Genomic DNA, 17,178 nt, shown 5'->3' on the forward strand with positions numbered 1-17,178 from the left:
GAATAGCTGGTGAGACACAAACCGGAGATGCAGCAACAGCGGCATCTGCAGCCCGTGTCCCACCACCCAATGGACCCAACGCCCTGGTTCCAAAAACAAGGAGAATGACATGTTGTCCACAAAGCGCCCCGCCCTCGCCTTCGTTGGCCTCACTGCAGCCACCCTTCTCGGGCTCACTGCCTGTGGTGGATCCAGCACCTCCAGCACGCCTTCCTCTTCCTCGCCCGCTCCGATGAGTTCCTCCGCGGCTCCGTCGTCGATGGCGCCGTCGCCGTCGTCGTCCGCCATGGCAAGCACCGCCATGGACCCGGCCCGTGACCTCGTTGGCCCCGGCTGCGCCGGCTACGCCGCCCAGGTTCCCGACGGCGCAGGTTCGGTTACGGGCATGGCCCAGGACCCGGTAGCAGTAGCTGCGTCCAACAACCCGCTCCTGAAGACCCTGACCGCCGCGGTTTCTGGAAAGCTCAACCCCAAGGTGGACCTGGTTTCCACTTTGAACGGCAGCGAGTTCACGGTGTTCGCACCTGTTGACGACGCTTTCGCCAAGATCGACCCCGCAACCATTGAGACGCTCAAGACGGACGATGCCCTGCTGAGCAAGATCCTCACCTACCACGTAGTCCCCGGCCAGCTGAGCCCGGACCAGATCGTCGGCACCCACAAGACTGTCCAGGGTGGCGAAGTGACCGTTGCCGGCACGAAGGACGCCCTCACGGTTGACGGCGCCAACGTGATCTGCGGCGGCGTCCACACCGCCAACGCCACGGTTTACCTGGTGGACTCGGTACTGATGCCCAAGTAGGCCTTGGCCTAAAGCGGCACAAACAAAAGCAGCACAAACAAAAAGCAGGCGCCGGAAGTGAATCCGGCGCCTGCTTTGTTGTTGTGTTGCGGTACTAGCTGTTCAGATCGCTGTCGACGTAGGATCCGGGACGATTGTGTTCCGAGCCGCAGGGGCAATGGTCAACCTCGATGCGGATTGTCATTGGCTTGGAAGCGTCCAGCGTAAGGGTCACATCATTTGACTGCTTGCTGAGCCGGAGGGTTCCTTCGGTGGTGGATACGTAGGACATGGGGGACCTGACTGTGTGGGGACGGCTGGATGTGGTGCGCGGCGCTGGGCCGGTTACTTGTCGCTGGAGTGCAGCGGAGGTTTGCCGACCAGCGGGATGGTCCCGGTGGCTGTGCCTCCGGGGCAATCCGAGTCGGTGCATTTTTCGGCGCATTCGTGCTTGGTGACGAGGTCGAACTGGACGCCGCCGTGTTGCTCAACGCCGGTGCGGATGGCACGTTCCACCACTGATGTGGCCAGGCGTTTGTGCAGTGACAAGGGATCGCGCCTTAGGTCCTTGACCAGGGCGAAACAGAGCAGCAGCATGACGATCACGAAGGGGAGTGCCGCCACGATGGTGACTCTTTGCAACCCCGCCAAGGCCTCCGAGGGTTCGTCACCACCGGCCAAAAGCATGACGGCGGCGACGGCGCCGGTGAGGCTTCCCCAGAAGATCACGACGGCGCGCCGCGGGTGCTCTGCCCCGTTGGAGCTGAGCGAGCCCATGACGATGGAGGCCGCGTCTGCGCCGGTGATGAAGAAGATTGCCACGAGCACCATGGCCAGGACAATGACCGCGGCTGTGGCCCATCCGGGCATTCCCAGGTTCTTGACCAGATCGAAGAGTGCGCCATCGAAGTTGACGGAGGGCACGCCGTTGGTGGTGGTCACCAGGCCCGGTGTGCCTGCCTTGTCGGCTTCCTGCTGGATGTGGAAAGCGGCGCCGCCGAAGATGCCGAACCAGATCACGCTGACAACGCTGGGCACCAGGAGGACGCCGGTGACGAACTGGCGGATGGTGCGGCCACGGCTGATGCGGGCAATGAACAGGCCAACGAAGGGCGTCCAGGAGATCCACCAGGCCCAGTAGAAGATGGTCCAGCTGGTCAACCAGCTACGCAGTGCCTCGTCGCCCACGGCTTCGGTCCGGGAGGACATTTCGGCGAGGTCGCGGGCGTAGTCTCCGATCGCCGAGGGGATCAGGTTGAGGATGAACAGGGTGGGGCCGGCAACGAAAACGATGAGTGCCAGCACCACGGCCAGCACCATGTTGATGTTGGACAACCACTGGATTCCGCGGCTGATGCCGGAGACGGCCGATGCCACGAAGCAGAAGGTCAGGATGGCTACGATCACCACCAGTACAGGGGTGCCGATTTCGCCCATCCAGCCGTTGGATGTCATGCCGCTGCCGATCTGCAGGGCACCAAGGCCCAGGGAAGCAGCGGTTCCGAACAGCGTGGCAAAGATGGCCAGGATGTTGATGAACTTGCCAATGGGGCCTTCAACCATCCTGATGCCGAACAGCGAAGTGAACGCCGCGGAGACCAGTTGCTTGCGGCCCAGGCGGTAGGTGCCGTAGGCCATGGCGATGCCAACCACCGCGTACATGGCCCACGGGTGGAGGGTCCAGTGGAAGATCGAGGTAGCCATTGCGGTTTGGATGGCAGCCGGTGTGCGGCCGTCTACGGTTCCCGGCGGGGGCGAGATGTAGTGGTAGAGCGGCTCGGCCACGCCATAGAACATGAGGCCGATGCCCATGCCTGCGGCGAACATCATGGCCACCCAGGAGACGGTGCGGAATTCGGGCTTTTCGCCGTCCTTGCCCAGCGGGATGTTGCCGAATTTGCCCAAGGCAAGCCAGAGGACGAAGACGACGAACAAGGAGGCGAGGACCATGAACAGCCAGCCGGTGTATTCCATGACCCAGTTCAGGGCGCCTTTGGACGTTTCCGAGAGGCTGTCGCGTCCGACGAAGCCCCAGACCACGAAGGCGACGGCGATGGCGCCCGTGATCCCGAAGGTGACTTTGTCGAGGGTAAGTTTGCGGTTCCGGCGGGCTGATACGGCCTGCTCGGTCTTGGCGTTGCGGAGTTCCACCAGGATCTGTTCGTACTCTTCAGAATCGGGGAGAGTCTCTGCGCCCCCGTCCTCGTCGTTGAGGGCTTCGGGATTCATTGCATCGGGGGAGGCGCTGATGACTTCTTCAGGTATCTCCACGTGGACGGTGTGGGCTGTGGACTTGGCTGCCAGGAGTTCGTCGGCAGGTAAGTCCTCGGGTGTTAGCGGTTTTGTGTCACTGTTTGTAGCCATGAGCGGGTCCTTTGCTCGGCGAGTCATGGGTTTGCGGTGATGCACGGCCTCAGGGAGTGCGTTGGGAGGAAGGTGTGGGAACGTTCCGCATGGATCAACAACATTCGCGGTAAGCAACAGAGTGCGCCCCGTCACACAGCAAAGTCAAGGGTTTTCCGTCTTTGACGGCAGCTTGATATATCAATTGGCCTTGACGTGCGCTGTTGCCTATCATGAAGGCTGTTGCGTAGGAGGCGTCTAGCGGGCCCTGTAGCCCATCCGGGCGCTGATGGTGAGCCCGGCCTCGCGCAGGCCGTCGATGAGCCCGGGCTGGTCCTCGGGCGAGAAGCGGAACGCTGGACCGGAAATACTCACAGCGGCAATGACACTGCCGGCGTGGTTGAAGATGGGCACGGCGACCGCCGTCAGGCCGATTTCAAACTCTTCGTGGACGGTGGCGTACCCCTTGCGGGCAACGTCCAGCAGCTGCTTTTCCAGTTCCCCGCGGTTCGTCACCGTACGCGGGGTCCGTGCGGGAAGGCCCACAGCCTTGAAGACCTGGGTTCTCTCGTCAGCAGTCAAGGCGGCGAGAAGCACCTTGCCGCTGGATGTGGCGTGCAAGGGCGTCAGGCTGCCCACCCAGTCGTAGGTGGCCAGCGTTGACGGTCCCATCGCCTGGTCCACGTTCACGGCATAGTTGGAGCGCAAAACGGCCAGATTAACCGTTTCCTTGTATTCGTTCGCGAGGGCTTCCAGCACCTCCCGGGCCTCGTGCACCACACTGAGCCGGCCCGGGATGGAGGAGGCCAAACGGAGGATGCCAAAGCCCAACTGGTACTTGCCGCGCTCGCTGTTCTGCCGGACCAGCTCGCGGCCGACCAGGGAGCCGACCAACCGGGACACGGTTGATTTATGGATACCCATCTCTTCCGCGATCTCGCTCACGCCGGCATCGCCTTCGCGGGCCAGGATTTCCAGGATTTGGAGGGCGCGGTCAACTGACTGGACGCCTCCGCCCTGGGCGTCCGCGTCCTTGTCGAAGTCCGGGTTATTGCGTGCGGCCATGGTGCCTCGTGTCGTTGTCCAGGCAGGCGGCCCTCGGCTTTCTTAGCCCTGAACGGCCTGCACCCTCGTCGTTCCTCATCCTAGACGGAGTTTTCCACGGACCCTTTCACATCATGGGGCACACGTCATTTATGCGCTGGCGGCCACCTCCGGCAAGCAGGAACGCTGGGCCACCACCCGCTCCCTTCCGGCATAGACATTCAAGCTGGATCCGCGGCTGAAGCCCACCAGGGTCAGGCCCGTTCCGGCGGCGAGGTCTACAGCCAGGCTCGAGGGAGCGCTGACCGCTGACAATACGGGGATCCCGGCCAAGGCGGCCTTCTGGATAAGTTCGAACGATGCCCTGCCCGAGACCTGCAGGACCAGGCCCGTCAATGGCATCAGGTCCTGTCGGAGCGCCCAACCCACCACCTTGTCCACGGCGTTGTGGCGGCCGACGTCCTCACGCAGGCACAGGAGTTCCGGTTCGGAACCATCCACCCTGAAGAGCCCGGCAGCGTGCACGCCGCCTGTCCTGTCGAGACGGCCTGGGCTTCGCGAAGGCGTTCCGGCAGCCCGGCCAGGAGATCGACGGGCACCTGCAAACGATCCAGGGACACGTCGTAGTGGATCGTCTTGCGCACGGCGTCTATGGAATCCGTGCCGCAGATCCCGCATGAGCTGGATGTGTAGACGTGGCGCTTGGTGTCCGGCAGGGGGACATCCGGACGCAGTTGGGCATCTACCACGTTGAAGGTATTCGTCCCGTCCTTTTCCCCGGCGCAGAACCGCAGGGAGATCAGCTCCGACTGGTTGCGGATGATGCCTTCGGACACCAGGAATCCCGCAACGAGGTCGAAGTCATCTCCAGGTGTCCGCATGGTCACCGCAAAGGATGTGCCTGCAATCCTGATTTCCAACGGTTCCTCGGCAGCCAGGACGTCTTCCTTGAACCGCACGCTATGTTCGGAGCCCGTCCCGTCCAAGGCGAAGCGGTGGATCTTCCGGCGCTGGGTCATCCGTGCCATGGGAGCCGCCTTCCGTCCGGAATCGTGGAACTGACAGGCGAAGTCCAAGGCAGGGGCAGGACGGGCACCGGCTCGCCCGCTGCCGCGCCTTCCGGCGGGACGGCCATATAGCCATCGGCCCAGGCCAGTCCGCGCATCATTCCGGGACCCGTGTGGGAGGCAGGGAACACCAGCCCATGGACAACGCTGCAGGGTACAAGGCGCGTTTTTCCCGGGGTGGGTTCCAGGTCTGCCCCGGAGAGTACGGGTGTGGGTTCCTGCGGCGTCCGGTTTCCGAGCGCGGCCAGCAGCGGCTCGCCCAGGGTCATGAGGGCAAGCATCGCGGCGAGGGGATTTCCCGGCAACCCGATGATGAAGTGGCCGTCGGGAAGGGCGGCCAGCACGGCAGGATGACCGGGGCGCATAGCCACCCCGTCCAGCAGGAGCCGCCCGCCGAGCGCCACCACGGCGGCGCGGAAATGGTCGGTTCCGGACTTCCCGGTTCCCCCGGTGGTAATCGTCACCTCGGGTCGCCGACCCTCGCCGTCGCCGTCCAACGCCGTCAGCCACTCCTGGTACGAGTCGCCGATTCGCAGCTGCCCTGTGGGCACCCCTCCCAACTGCGGGATGACGGCGTCGAGCTGCGGACCGAAAGCGTCCCGCACCTGGCCCGGCGCGGGCTCACCTGAGGTGACCACTTCGGAGCCGGTCATCACGACGGCGACCCTCGGCTTGCGTTGGACGTGCAGCTGATCGTGGCCGGCCACCGCGGCGAGGGCAAGGTGTGCCGGATTGATCAGTGTCCCGGCGGGAATGAGGATATCGCCGGCCGTGGCTTCTTCACCGGCCGGACGGATGTGACGGCCAGGAAGTGTCTCACCCGGTTTCGCATCGCTTCTGAGCGAGAGGCACCCAGCCCCGGACACGGATCCACTTTCCTTGCGGAGCACGCTGGTGGCTCCAGCCGGAATCAGGCCGCCTGTGGCGATGACACTGGCTTCACCGGCGTAAAGACGGCGCCCTGCCACGGTGAGGTTCCAAGGACCTTCTCCATTGATGGCCCAGCCGTCCATGGCCGATGACGCGTAGTGGGGAAGGTCCTGCCGGGCCGCGACATCGTGGTCCAGGATGCAGCCGATTGCCTGGTCCAGGCTGGTAGCCACCGACGAAAGTGGCGCGGCGCAGCGGAAGGCCAGCTGCCGCGCTTCGGCCCACGTGGGGGCATGGTTCCGCTGGAGTGTGCCCGTTTTCTCCTCGTGCGTTATCTCATCTTGTGCAAGCATGGGTGTCCGCTTCCTGGGGTTCTTTCTGATGGGACACAGATGCCGGGGACTGCACGGCCTTCCCGTAATTCCTGCCGCGCCGTCCCCGGCCTCTGTTGGATGCGTACCTAACCCGTGGCTACTACGACTTCACGTAGCCGTTGGGGTTGAGTACGAACTTTGTTGCCGCTCCGGCGTCGAATTCCGCGTAGCCGCGCGGCGCGTCTTCGAGCGGGATGGCCGTGGCGTTGACCGCCTTGGCGATCTGGACCTTGTCGTGGAGGATGGCCATCATCAGCTGCCGGTTGTACTTCATCACGGGGCATTGACCGGTGGTGAAGGACAGCGATTTCGCCCAACCCGTGCCCAGGGAGAGCGAGAGCGAACCGTGCTTGGCGGCGTCGTCGATTCCGCCCGGATCGCCCGTGACATACAGGCCCGGGATGCCCAGGGCACCGCCGGCGGCGGTGATGTCCATCAGGGAGTTCAGCACGGTGGCTGGGGCCTCGTGGGAGGCATCCTTGCCGTGTCCGCGTGCCTCAAAGCCCACGGCGTCCACACCGCAGTCCACTTCGGGCACGCCCAGGATCTGCCCGATCTGGTCCTTGGGGTCACCCTTGGAGACGTTGACCGTTTCGCAACCGAAGGAACGCGCCTGGGCCAGCCGGTCTTCGTTCATGTCGCCCACAATCACGACGGCGGCCCCCAACAGTTGGGCGCCGACGGCGGCAGCGATGCCCACGGGACCGGCCCCGGCAACGTACACAGTGGAACCGACGCCGACGCCGGCCGTGACGGCACCGTGGAAGCCGGTGGGGAAGATGTCCGAGAGCATGGTCAGGTCCATGATCTTCTCCAGGGCCTGGTCACGGTCCGGGAAGCGTAGGAGGTTCCAGTCCGCGTACGGGACCAGGACGTACTCGGCCTGGCCGCCCACCCAGCCGCCCATGTCCACGTAGCCGTAGGCGCTGCCGGGACGGTCGGGGTTGACGTTGAGGCAGATGCCGGTCTTCTGTTCCTTGCAGTTCCGGCAGCGGCCACAGGAGATGTTGAACGGCACCGAGACGATGTCGCCTACCTTGATGAATTCGACGTCGGGCCCCACCTCCACCACTTCGCCGGTGATTTCGTGGCCGAGGACCAGGTTCTGCGGAGCGGTGGTGCGTCCGCGGACCATGTGCTGGTCGGAGCCGCAGATGTTGGTGGTCACCGTCCGCAGGATGGCCCCATGCGGGACTTTCCTGCCGACATTGGCCGGGTTGACGCCCGGCCCGTCCTTGAGCTCAAACGTTGGGTAGTCGGTGTCGATGATTTCAACGACACCGGGTTCCTTGTAGGCGACTGCTCTGTTTCCTGACATGGTTACTCCCTGTTCCTTGCTGTTGTTGGACTGGGCTGCTGTTGGACTGCGCTGCCCAACGGTCCGAAAGTGGTGCTTCGATGGGAAATACCTCCCCAGGTTTCAGGCCACCGAAGCACCATTCACGGACCATTGGACATAGATGGATAAACCGATATTTGGACGAATTTGCTGGGGATCTAGGCCTTTTCCAGCCGGACGATCACGGATTTCGACGTTGGCGTGCCGCTGGTGTCGGCCACGGAATCCAGCGGCACCAGGACGTTGGTTTCGGGGTAGTACGCGGCAGCGCAACCCTTCGGCGTCGAGTAGGACACGATGCGGAAGTTCGGGGCGCGGCGGTCCACTCCCTGGAATTCGGAGATGAGATCCACCATCTCTCCGTCGGCGAAACCGAGTTCGCTGATGTCCTGGGCGTTGATGAGCACCACCCGCCGGCCACCGTGGATGCCGCGGTACCGGTCGTCCTTGCCGTAGATGGTGGTGTTGTACTGGTCGTGGGAACGCAGGGTTTGCAGGACCAACTTGCCCGGGGGGACCTTGATGTACTCCAGCTCATTGCCTGTGAAGTGTGCTTTCCCGGAGGTGGTGTCGAACTTCCTGGCATCGCGGGGCGGGTGTGGCAGCACGAAGCCGCCGGGGTGCTGGATCCGGGCTTCGAAGTCTTCAAAGCCATCAAAGACTCCTTCGATGTGCTTCCTGATCAGGGTGTAGTCGTCCCGCATGGCAAGCCAGGAGGCTTTCGGCGTGTTCGGCAGGCGGCTGTGGCCGTCGGTGAACAGCTTGTGGGCGAGGTTGCAGACGATCGCTACTTCGGAGTGGAGGTGCTCGCTTGCAGGTTTGAGCCGGCCCCGCGAGGCGTGGACGGCACTCATGGAATCTTCCACGGTGACCCGCTGGTCACCCGTCCGTTGGGTGTCCTTCTCGGTGCGTCCCAGGGTGGGCAGGATCAACGCCCGCCGGCCCGTGGACAGATGCGAGTGGTTCAGCTTGGTGGAGATCTGGACAGTCAGCCCAGCGTTGGCCAAGGCTTGCTCGGTCACCTCCGAATCAGGGGCGGCCCGGACAAAGTTGCCGCCCATCCCCATGAAGAAACGGACGTGTCCATCCCGCATGGCGCGGATGGCTGCCACGGTGTCAAAGCCGTGGTCACGGGGTGAGCGGAACTCGAATTCCTGGTCCAGGCGGTCGTGGAAGGTCTCCGGCATCTTCTCGAAAATGCCCATGGTGCGGTCACCCTGGACGTTCGAATGTCCGCGTACGGGGCAGACACCTGCGCCGGGCTTGCCGATGTTGCCTTGGAGCAGCAGGACGTTCACCACGTCCCGGAGCGTGGGAACGGAGTGCTTGTGCTGCGTAAGGCCCATGGCCCAGCAGACGATCGTGGCATTGGAGGCCAGAAGGCGTTCACCGGTCGCGTGGAGCTGCTCCAAGGTGAGGCCGGTGGCTTCGACGATGTCGTCCCACTCCACCTTTTCCAGGAACCGGAGGTAGTCGTCGATGCCCACGGTGTGGTCATTGATGAAGGCGTGGTCCAGGACAGTATCCAGTCCAGGGGTCTTGCGGCCCGCTGCCTCGGCTTCCAGGAGGTACTTGCCCAGGCCTTGGAAGAGGGCTTGGTCGCCGCCGGCGCGGATCTGGAGGAAGTCGTCGGTCAGCTGGGTTCCCACTACCATGCCAGCCACGTGCTGGGGGTTTTCAAAGTGCAGGAGCCCGGCTTCAGGAAGGGGGTTCACGGAGACAATGACCGCGCCGTTCTTCTTGGCCTTCTCCAGCGCACTGAGCATGCGGGGGTGGTTGGTGCCCGGATTCTGCCCCGCGACGAAGATCAACGACGCCGTTTCCAGATCCGTCAGGCTTACGGAGCCCTTGCCGATGCCGATGGTTTCCACCAGAGCGGAACCCGAGGACTCGTGGCACATGTTGGAGCAGTCCGGCAGGTTGTTCGTGCCGAGGCCGCGGACAAGGAGCTGGTACACGAAGGCGGCTTCGTTGGAGGTCCGGCCCGAGGTGTAGAACACGGCTTGGTCCGGGTTCTCCAGGTTCCGGAGTTCCCGGGCCATGAGTTCGTAGGCGTCGTCCCACTCAATCGGGGTGTAGTGGCTGGCTCCTTCCTCAAGGACCATGGGATGGGTCAGCCGGCCCTGTTGGCCCAGCCAGTAATCGTCACGGGTCTTGAGCTCAGCCACGGAGTACTTGGCGAAGAATTCCGGCGTGACGCGTCGGCGGGTGGCTTCCTCGGCCACCGCTTTGGCGCCGTTCTCGCAGAACTCCGCGGCGTTGCGCTTTTCGTGCTCGGGCCAAGCGCAGCCCATGCAGTCGAAGCCGTCCAGCTGGTTCACGGCGAGCAGGGTCTGGACGCTGCGGACCGGACCCATTTGTTCCAGCGAAATCTTCAGGGCGTTGGCGACGGCCGGAATGCCCACGGCTTTGGTTTTCGGTTTGGTGACGGTCAGCTTCGACTCGTCGATGTTTCCGTCGGGAGCTTTCGTAGCCATGCGGGTTCCCTTCAGATCCGGGCGGCGGACGCGGCGGCGGCCAGTTGGGCAGGTTCCTGCTGCCTCGCGGCCTCAACGGTGTGCAGAAGCAACAGTGCGGTGGTGACGGAGCCGACGCCGCCGGGAACCGGCGTCAACCCGGCTGCGACACCGGTGACGCTGGCTTCGTCAACGTCCCCCACCAGTGAGCCGTCGGGCAGGACGTTCGTTCCGACGTCGACCACTACGGTCTCCGGCGAGAGGTGGCTGCCTTTGAGCAGTCCGGTCCGGCCGGCGGCCACAACCACGACGTCGGCCGGTTGCGTATGGCGCTCCAGTGGCCCCGACTTGGAATGGCAGATGGTAACGGTGGCGTCCCGTTCCAGGAGCAGCAGCGCAAGCGGCTTGCCCACCACCGCGGAACGCCCGACGACGGTCACGTTCCTGCCCGCGACGGGCACGTCGAAGTGGTCCAGGAGTTCCACCACGGCCTGCGCGGTTGCTGGAGCGAAGGCGTGCTGGCCGACAGCCAGGCGGCCCAAGCTGAGGGGATTGGCGCCGTCGATGTCTTTTTCCGGAGCGATGAGGCCCACCAGGGAGTCAGCCTTCACGCCCACGGGCAGCGGTGTTTGCAGGATGATGCCGTTGACCGATGGTTCGGCGCTGAGGTCCCTCAGGACGCTTGCCAGCACCTGTTCGGTGGCCTCGGATCCAAGATCCACTATCCGACAACCGATTCCCAGGCGTTCAGCCGCACGTTCGATCGAACGGACGTACCAGAGCGTTGATTCGTCGTCCGTGGCCACAACCACTGCCAGGACAGGGTGGCGCCCGCTGTTCTCCAGGACGCGGGCCTCGTCCTGGGCCCTTTGCTGGATGAGGGCGGCCAGTGGCTTTCCGGAAAGCACTTGGGTGTTCACGAGAAGATCCTTTCGCGGACGCGCTTCACCAGGGAATCGGCGGCGAGGACCACCTTGTCTTCAAGTCCGTCGGTCTGCCCGGCCAGTTCGGCGCGGGCGGCGGGGTCCTTGATGGCAACCACGTTGATATCGATGTTGACGCGGGCTGTGGTGGCAGCAGCACGGGCGGCATCTGCTGCTGCGGCCACATCGCTGATGACGTTCGGATTCGCCGCCTCCACGAGGTCGGTGGCGAGGTCCACCACCGCACCGGCAACCCCGATGAGTTGCGCGGGGGTTTGGGCAGCCTGCATCAAGGCATCCTGGATGGCGGCCTTGCGTGCGCTCTTCAGCTGGTCCGTGTCCGACGGGAGTTTGTAGGAGTCGATGACTGCCTGGAAGGCGTGCTCATCGGCGTCGGCAAGGCGCAGGGCCTCCACCACCAAATGGTCGGCGGCGCTGGTGATCCGGGCAACGAGTTCAGCGTGCTGTTCGAACTTTGCCCCGGTGGTGTACCTGGCCACCATGGCAATCAACGCGGCTCCTTGTGCCGCGTGGAGTGCCGCCGCCGCCCCGCCGCCCGGTGTGGGCTGGCGGGAGGCAAGCCTGGCGAGGTAGTCGTTGATGGTTTCTGAGCTGATCATGGGTCTTGTACTAGCCCCGGAGCCGGCTCATGGTGGGGTCGTACAGCGGATCCTCGGTGACGGTCGCCTGGATGCGGCGGCCGAAGTACTCGATTTCCACGGAGTCGCCCAGCGAGACAGCGGCGGGCAGGTAGGCGTAGGCAATCGGCTTGCGGACCGAGTAACCGTAAGCGGCGCTCGTGACGTAACCCACCGCCTGGTCCTTGTAGAACACCGGTTCCTTGCCGAGAACGAGGCTCCTGCCGTCGTCGACCGTCAAGCAGCGCAGGCGGCGGGCGGAACCTTCCTCGGTGCGGCCTTCCAAAGCGGCCTTGCCGACGAAGTTCTCCTTGGTCATCTTCACTGCGAAGCCGAGGCCCGACTCGTAGGGATCGTGCTCGGTGGTCATGTCCGAGCCCCAAGAGCGGTAGCCCTTTTCCAGTCGGAGCGAGCTGAAAGCGGCACGGCCTGCGGCGATGACGCCGAACGGCTGGCCGGCCTTCCACAGTGCGTCCCAGAGGCGCTGGCCGTTGTCTGCACTGGTGTAAAGCTCCCAGCCGAGTTCACCGACGTAGGACAAACGCATGGCGGTGACCGTGACGCCGCCGATGGTGACCTTCTTGGCGCGGAAGTACTTCAAGCCGTCATTGGTGAAGTCATCGCTGCTGACCGTGCTGATGAGGTCGCGGGCGAGGGGTCCCCAGAGGCCGATGCAGCAGGTGCCGCCGGTGGTATCGCGGACCTGGACCCAATCGCTGGCGCTTCCGTTGGCCGTCTGGTGGCGGGCTGCGCGCTCGAAGTAGGCGGTGTCGATGTTGCCGTTGGCACCCAGCTGGAAGGTTTCCTCATCCAGGCGGGCAACCGTGATGTCGCTTCGGATACCGCCGGCTTCATCCAGGAGGAGGGTGTAGGTCACGGCGCCCGGCTTCTTGGACAAGTCACCGGTGGTCAGTTCCTGCAGGAGCTTCAGGGCTCCCGGGCCGGAAACTTCCAGGCGCTTGAGCGGTGTCATGTCGTACATGGCAACTGCCGTACGGGTCTTCCACGCCTCGGCCGCAGCGATAGGGGAGCTGAACATCCCGGACCAGGCGTCACGGGCCGGCGGCTGCCACTCGTCCGGCATTTCCTTCAGCAGTTCGGCATTGGCCTCGAACCAGTAGGGGCGTTCCCAACCGGCGCCTTCCAGGAAGTAGCCGCCCAGCTGCTTGTGGCGGGCGTGGAAGGGGCTGACGCGAAGGTTGCGCGGAGAAAGCTTGGGCTGGAGCGGGTGCATCACATCGTAGATCTCCACGAAGTTCTGCTGGGAGGTCTCGCTGACGTACTCGGGGGTCAGCTGGACCTCTTCAAAGCGGTGGATATCGCAGTCGCCGAGGTCAATCTGCGACTTTCCGTCCACCAGGAGCTCGGCAACGGCGCGGGCGATACCGGCAGAGTGGGTGACCCACACGGCCTCGGCAACGAAGAAGCCGTCCACTTCCTTGGACTCGCCCACCAGGGAGCCGCCGTCCGGGGTGAAGGAGAAGATGCCGTTGAAGCCGTCCTCGATTTCGCTTTCGCGCAGTGCCGGCAGGATCTGCTTGGTTGCTTCCCAGGCAGGCAGGAAGTCTTCCAGGGTGAAGTCCAGGCGCGAAGGCATGTTGTGTTCGCTGATGCTGCTGGGCTCGTAGCTGCCCAGTTCGTCCAGGTCCACGGGCATGGGGCGGTGGGCGTAGGAGCCGATGCCGTAGCGCTCGCCGTGCTCGCGGTAGTAGAGGTCCTGGTCCTGGTGGCGCAGGATGGGCAGCTGGGCGCCGTTGGGGAGCTCGTTCTTGCCCTTCTGCGCAGGGACCGGCGTGGTCTTGACGTACTGGTGGGCCAGCGGCAGGAGCGGCACGGACATCCCGATCAGCTCGCCCACCTTGGCACCCCAGAAACCGGCGCAGGACACCACGATGTCAGCAGGGATCACGCCGTCGGCGGTTTCGACGCCGGTCACGCGGCGGTTGGACTGCTCGATCCCGGTCACCTCGGTGTTGCCGATGTACTTCACGCCGGCGGCTTCGGTGCGCTTGATGAGCAACTGGACTGCGCGGGCCGCCAGGGCCAGGCCGTCCGTGGGGACGTGGAGGCCACCGAGGATGTCTTCCTCGTTGATGAGCGGGTACAGCTCCTTGCACTCTTCGCGGGAGAGGATCTTGCCATCGATGCCCCACGACTGGGCATAGCCAAGCTTGCGCTTGAGGTCCGCCAGGCGGGTCTCCGTGGTGGCAACTTCAAGGCCACCCACCTGGTTGAAGCAGCTTTGGCCGTCCTCCGTCAGGGACAGGAGCTTTTCCACCGTGTACTTGGCGAACAGTGCCATGGACTTGGAGGGGTTGGTCTGGAAAACCAGTCCAGGGGCATGCGAGGTGGAACCACCGGGCATGTTCAAGGGTCCCTGGTCCAGGACGGTGATGTTGTTCCAGCCACGGGTGACCAGTTCGTCGGCGAGGTTGGTGCCGACGATCCCGGCTCCGATGATGACAATGCGGGGCGTGGTTGCCATGAAAGATTCTCCTGCAGAAGTTCGTGTGGGGGAGTGCTGGGCGGGCTGGCTAGCGGAAAACGACCGTGCTGGTCTGGTCCAGGAGGACGCGGTGTTCGCAGTGCCAGCGGACGGCACGGGAAAGCGCCAAAGCTTCGGCATCCTGGCCCACGGTGGAGAGGGCATTGGGACCATAGCTGTGGTCCACGCGGATGACTTCCTGCTCGATGATCGGGCCCTCGTCCAGGTCCGCGGTGACGTAGTGGGCTGTTGCACCTACCTGCTTCACTCCGCGGTCATAGGCCTGGTGGTACGGGCGGGCACCCTTGAAGCCGGGGAGGAAGGAATGGTGGATGTTGATCGCACGTCCTTCCAGCTTGCGGCAGAGGTCGTTCGAAAGAACCTGCATGTAACGGGCCAGGACCACCAGGTCTGCCTTGTATTCGTCAACCAGGTCCAGGAGCCTCTGCTCCGCCTCGGCCTTGGTGTCCGGCGTTACGGGGATGTGGATGAAGGGCAGGCCGGCAGCTTCGGCCATGGCACGGTGGGTCTCGTGGTTGGAGACGACTGCCACGAGCTCGCCGCCGAGGCTGCCTCCGCGCCAGCGGAAGATGAGGTCGTTGAGGCAGTGGCCAAACTTGGAGACCATCACCAGGACCCGTTGCTTGGTTTGGTCGTGGAAGCTGAACTTCATGTCGAAGCGTTCCGCGATGGAGCGGAATTCATCCTCAAGCTGCTCCGGCGCGTAGCTTTGACCGCCGGAGAAGGCGGTGCGCAGGTGCAGGGTCTGGCGCAGGCTGTCATCGAATTGCTGGTGTTCTTCGATGTTGAAGCCGCGGTCGAAGAGGAAAGTGGTGACTGCCTGCACGATGCCCGGCTGTTCGACGCACGACAATGTGAGTACGAACTTCTGTGCCTGCTCGTCCTTGAGCTGGCCGCGTTCTGCCGGAAGTGTGCTGAGGTGTGAGTCTGAAGCCACGAGGGTCATGTGTCCTCCTTAGGTTGTTTGCCTAGATATATTCCTGAAGTACGAACTGATATATTAGGATTGGAAATCAGCGTATACTGGTGTCCGGAGCAGGTCAATAGGTTTCCCGGTTTTGAAGAAGGAGTTGGCGCGGTGGCTACTGGAACTCTCTCAAGCATTGGCGATGCCACCAGGAAATCACTGGCTGATGTGGCGTATGAGCGGTTGCGCGACCGCTTGCTGATGCTCGAAATAAAACCGGGGGACATCCTCAACGATGACCAGCTCGCCAAGGAGTTGGAGATCGGACGCACCCCTGTCCGCGAAGCCTTGAAGCGCCTGGAGCTGGATCGCCTGGTCATTACTTATCCACGCCGCGGGACATTCGCCACGCGGGTGGAAGTGACAGACCTGGCCTTTATCTCGGAAATCCGCGCCCAATTGGAGCCCCTTGCGGCCGCTCGTGCGGCGCGGGTCGCCTCGGCTGCCGCCAAGGATCACCTGCGGGACGTCATGCGGGCTGTTGAGCAATTCGATGTCAGCGCTGCGTCGGTGGTTGAGACCTTGCGCCTTGATGCCAGCGTTCACCAAGGCATCTATGCGGCGGCCGCGAATCCTCACCTTGAGGACGTGCTGATCCGCTACGACAACCTCGCAACGCGGATCTGGTGCATGGTGCTGGATCGCCTGCCGGATCTCGAGCACCACATCCGTGAGCACTTGGACCTGCTGCGGGCAGTCATAGACGGCAAGGAAGAGGAAGCTGCCGAGCTGGCACGCGTCCACGTCGACGGGTTCGAGCGGGCTGTCCGCCAGGCACTCTTCGCAGCCTGAGGCTTTCCGCCGGCTTTGGGTGGTTGACGCGTCGACTGGTCGCTTGCATACTGGTCTTCTCACTAATATATCACCCGGATATCAGGCATCAGTGGCAATTGCCGGCTTTGAGTCCGGGCGCTGGTGATGGAATCACAGCCCCCAAGTACCCGGAGTATCCCGTGACCAGACCACACCCTCTTTTCGAACACATTCCGCTCACGGGCAGCAGCCGCGTCAAGCGGGGCATGGCTGAGATGCTCAAGGGCGGCGTCATCATGGACGTCGTTAACGTCGAGCAGGCCCGCATCGCCGAGGACGCCGGTGCTGTCGCCGTCATGGCCCTCGAGCGTGTCCCGGCCGACATCCGCGCCCAGGGTGGCGTGTCCCGCATGTCCGATCCCGACATGATCGAGTCGATCATCGCCGCTGTGTCCATCCCGGTGATGGCCCAGGCCCGCATCGGCCACTTCGTCGAAGCGCAGGTCCTGCAGTCCCTCGGTGTGGACTACATCGACGAGTCCAAGGTCCTGACCCCGGCCGACTACGTCAACCACATCGACAAGTGGAACTTCACCGTTCCCTTCGTCTGTGGTGCCACCAACCTGGGTGAGGCGCTGCGCCGCATCAACGAGGGCGCGGCCATGATCCGTTCCAAGGGCGAGGCCGGCACCGGCGATGTTTCCAACGCGACCGGCCACATGCGCAAGATCCGCGCCGAGATCGCCAAGCTCGCCGCCCTTCCCGAGGACGAGCTGTACGTAGCGGCCAAGGAACTGCAGGCCCCGTACGAACTCGTCAAGGAAATCGCTGCCACGGGCAAGCTCCCGGTGGTACTGTTCACCGCCGGTGGCATCGCAACCCCGGCTGATGCTGCGATGATGATGCAGCTCGGCGCCGATGGCGTGTTCGTCGGTTCGGGTATCTTCAAATCCGGCAACCCCGCAGAGCGCGCCGCCGCCGTCGTGACCGCTAGTGCCTACTACGACGATCCCGACGTTATCGCCAAGGTCTCCCGCGGCCTGGGCGAAGCCATGGTCGGCATCAACGTCGACGAAATCCCGCAGCCCCACCGCCTCGCAGAACGGGGGTGGTAGCC

13 protein-coding genes and 1 pseudogene are annotated in these 17,178 nt (G+C 63.9%); 3 read left to right on the forward strand and 11 right to left on the reverse strand.

Annotation, left to right across the window (positions count from 1 at the left end):
• Positions 1-109: 109 nt before the first annotated feature.
• The gene (locus PJL15_RS07615; RefSeq protein ID WP_281450575.1) at positions 110-802 is read left to right on the forward strand and encodes a fasciclin domain-containing protein; all 693 of its coding nucleotides are present in this window, start codon (positions 110-112) and stop codon (positions 800-802) included.
• Between the two features lie 94 nt (positions 803-896).
• Here the strand turns inward: PJL15_RS07615 and PJL15_RS07620 are convergent, their stop codons facing one another.
• From PJL15_RS07620 to purU, 11 genes and pseudogenes are all read right to left on the reverse strand, one after another.
• Entirely contained in the window at positions 897-1,073 is a 177-nt protein-coding gene (locus PJL15_RS07620; RefSeq protein ID WP_281450576.1) for a hypothetical protein, read from the reverse strand.
• A gap of 53 nt (positions 1,074-1,126) precedes the next feature.
• Positions 1,127-3,010 (reverse strand): BCCT family transporter, encoded by a 1,884-nt coding sequence (locus PJL15_RS07625; protein WP_281450645.1) that lies wholly within the window; start codon positions 3,008-3,010, stop codon positions 1,127-1,129.
• Positions 3,011-3,382: 372 nt separating this feature from the next.
• Positions 3,383-4,189, reverse strand: a complete 807-nt coding sequence (locus PJL15_RS07630; protein WP_281450577.1) for an IclR family transcriptional regulator — start codon at positions 4,187-4,189, stop codon at positions 3,383-3,385.
• A gap of 129 nt (positions 4,190-4,318) precedes the next feature.
• Positions 4,319-5,196: pseudogene (fdhD, locus tag PJL15_RS07635) on the reverse strand (formate dehydrogenase accessory sulfurtransferase FdhD).
• Entirely contained in the window at positions 5,184-6,458 is a 1,275-nt protein-coding gene (locus PJL15_RS07640) for a molybdopterin molybdotransferase MoeA (RefSeq protein WP_281450578.1), read from the reverse strand. The pseudogene fdhD and the gene PJL15_RS07640 overlap by 13 nt, the downstream one beginning before the upstream one ends.
• A 121-nt stretch (positions 6,459-6,579) precedes the next feature.
• Positions 6,580-7,797, reverse strand: a complete 1,218-nt coding sequence (gene fdhA, locus PJL15_RS07645; protein ID WP_281450579.1) for a formaldehyde dehydrogenase, glutathione-independent — start codon at positions 7,795-7,797, stop codon at positions 6,580-6,582.
• A gap of 179 nt (positions 7,798-7,976) precedes the next feature.
• Entirely contained in the window at positions 7,977-10,295 is a 2,319-nt protein-coding gene (locus tag PJL15_RS07650) for an FdhF/YdeP family oxidoreductase (protein WP_281450580.1), read from the reverse strand.
• A gap of 11 nt (positions 10,296-10,306) precedes the next feature.
• Entirely contained in the window at positions 10,307-11,194 is an 888-nt protein-coding gene (locus PJL15_RS07655; protein ID WP_281450581.1) for a bifunctional 5,10-methylenetetrahydrofolate dehydrogenase/5,10-methenyltetrahydrofolate cyclohydrolase, read from the reverse strand.
• On the reverse strand, positions 11,191-11,817 hold the full coding sequence (locus tag PJL15_RS07660; protein ID WP_281450582.1) for a cyclodeaminase/cyclohydrolase family protein: 627 nt from the start codon (positions 11,815-11,817) through the stop codon (positions 11,191-11,193). Before PJL15_RS07660 ends, PJL15_RS07655 begins: the two co-directional genes overlap by 4 nt.
• A gap of 10 nt (positions 11,818-11,827) precedes the next feature.
• On the reverse strand, positions 11,828-14,320 hold the full coding sequence (locus PJL15_RS07665) for a GcvT family protein (protein ID WP_281450583.1): 2,493 nt from the start codon (positions 14,318-14,320) through the stop codon (positions 11,828-11,830).
• Between the two features lie 49 nt (positions 14,321-14,369).
• Entirely contained in the window at positions 14,370-15,287 is a 918-nt protein-coding gene (purU, locus tag PJL15_RS07670; RefSeq protein ID WP_281450584.1) for a formyltetrahydrofolate deformylase, read from the reverse strand.
• A 132-nt stretch (positions 15,288-15,419) separates the two neighbouring features.
• Here purU and PJL15_RS07675 point away from each other — a divergent pair, with 132 nt between their 5' ends.
• Positions 15,420-16,100, forward strand: a complete 681-nt coding sequence (locus tag PJL15_RS07675) for a GntR family transcriptional regulator (protein ID WP_281450585.1) — start codon at positions 15,420-15,422, stop codon at positions 16,098-16,100.
• 161 nt (positions 16,101-16,261) lie between these two features.
• Positions 16,262-17,176 (forward strand): pyridoxal 5'-phosphate synthase lyase subunit PdxS, encoded by a 915-nt coding sequence (gene pdxS / locus PJL15_RS07680; protein ID WP_281450586.1) that lies wholly within the window; start codon positions 16,262-16,264, stop codon positions 17,174-17,176.
• Positions 17,177-17,178 lie beyond the last annotated feature (2 nt).

It is taken from the genome of Paenarthrobacter nitroguajacolicus, from assembly GCF_029952445.1.
GTDB classification, from domain to species: domain Bacteria; phylum Actinomycetota; class Actinomycetes; order Actinomycetales; family Micrococcaceae; genus Arthrobacter; species Arthrobacter nitroguajacolicus_B.

Excerpts from the sequence above, each read along its gene's own strand:
- PJL15_RS07640 (WP_281450578.1), bottom strand. The coding sequence starts at position 6,458 with ATGCTTGCACAAGATGAGATAACGCACGAGGAGAAAACGGGCACACTC.
- PJL15_RS07660 (WP_281450582.1), bottom strand. The coding sequence starts at position 11,817 with ATGATCAGCTCAGAAACCATCAACGACTACCTCGCCAGGCTTGCCTCC.
- PJL15_RS07630 (WP_281450577.1), bottom strand. The coding sequence starts at position 4,189 with ATGGCCGCACGCAATAACCCGGACTTCGACAAGGACGCGGACGCCCAG.
- PJL15_RS07625 (WP_281450645.1), bottom strand. The coding sequence starts at position 3,010 with ATGAATCCCGAAGCCCTCAACGACGAGGACGGGGGCGCAGAGACTCTC.
- PJL15_RS07650 (WP_281450580.1), bottom strand. The coding sequence starts at position 10,295 with ATGGCTACGAAAGCTCCCGACGGAAACATCGACGAGTCGAAGCTGACC.
- PJL15_RS07615 (WP_281450575.1), top strand. The coding sequence starts at position 110 with ATGTTGTCCACAAAGCGCCCCGCCCTCGCCTTCGTTGGCCTCACTGCA.
- fdhA (WP_281450579.1), bottom strand. The coding sequence starts at position 7,797 with ATGTCAGGAAACAGAGCAGTCGCCTACAAGGAACCCGGTGTCGTTGAA.
- purU (WP_281450584.1), bottom strand. The coding sequence starts at position 15,287 with ATGACCCTCGTGGCTTCAGACTCACACCTCAGCACACTTCCGGCAGAA.
- PJL15_RS07665 (WP_281450583.1), bottom strand. The coding sequence starts at position 14,320 with ATGGCAACCACGCCCCGCATTGTCATCATCGGAGCCGGGATCGTCGGC.
- PJL15_RS07620 (WP_281450576.1), bottom strand. The coding sequence starts at position 1,073 with ATGTCCTACGTATCCACCACCGAAGGAACCCTCCGGCTCAGCAAGCAG.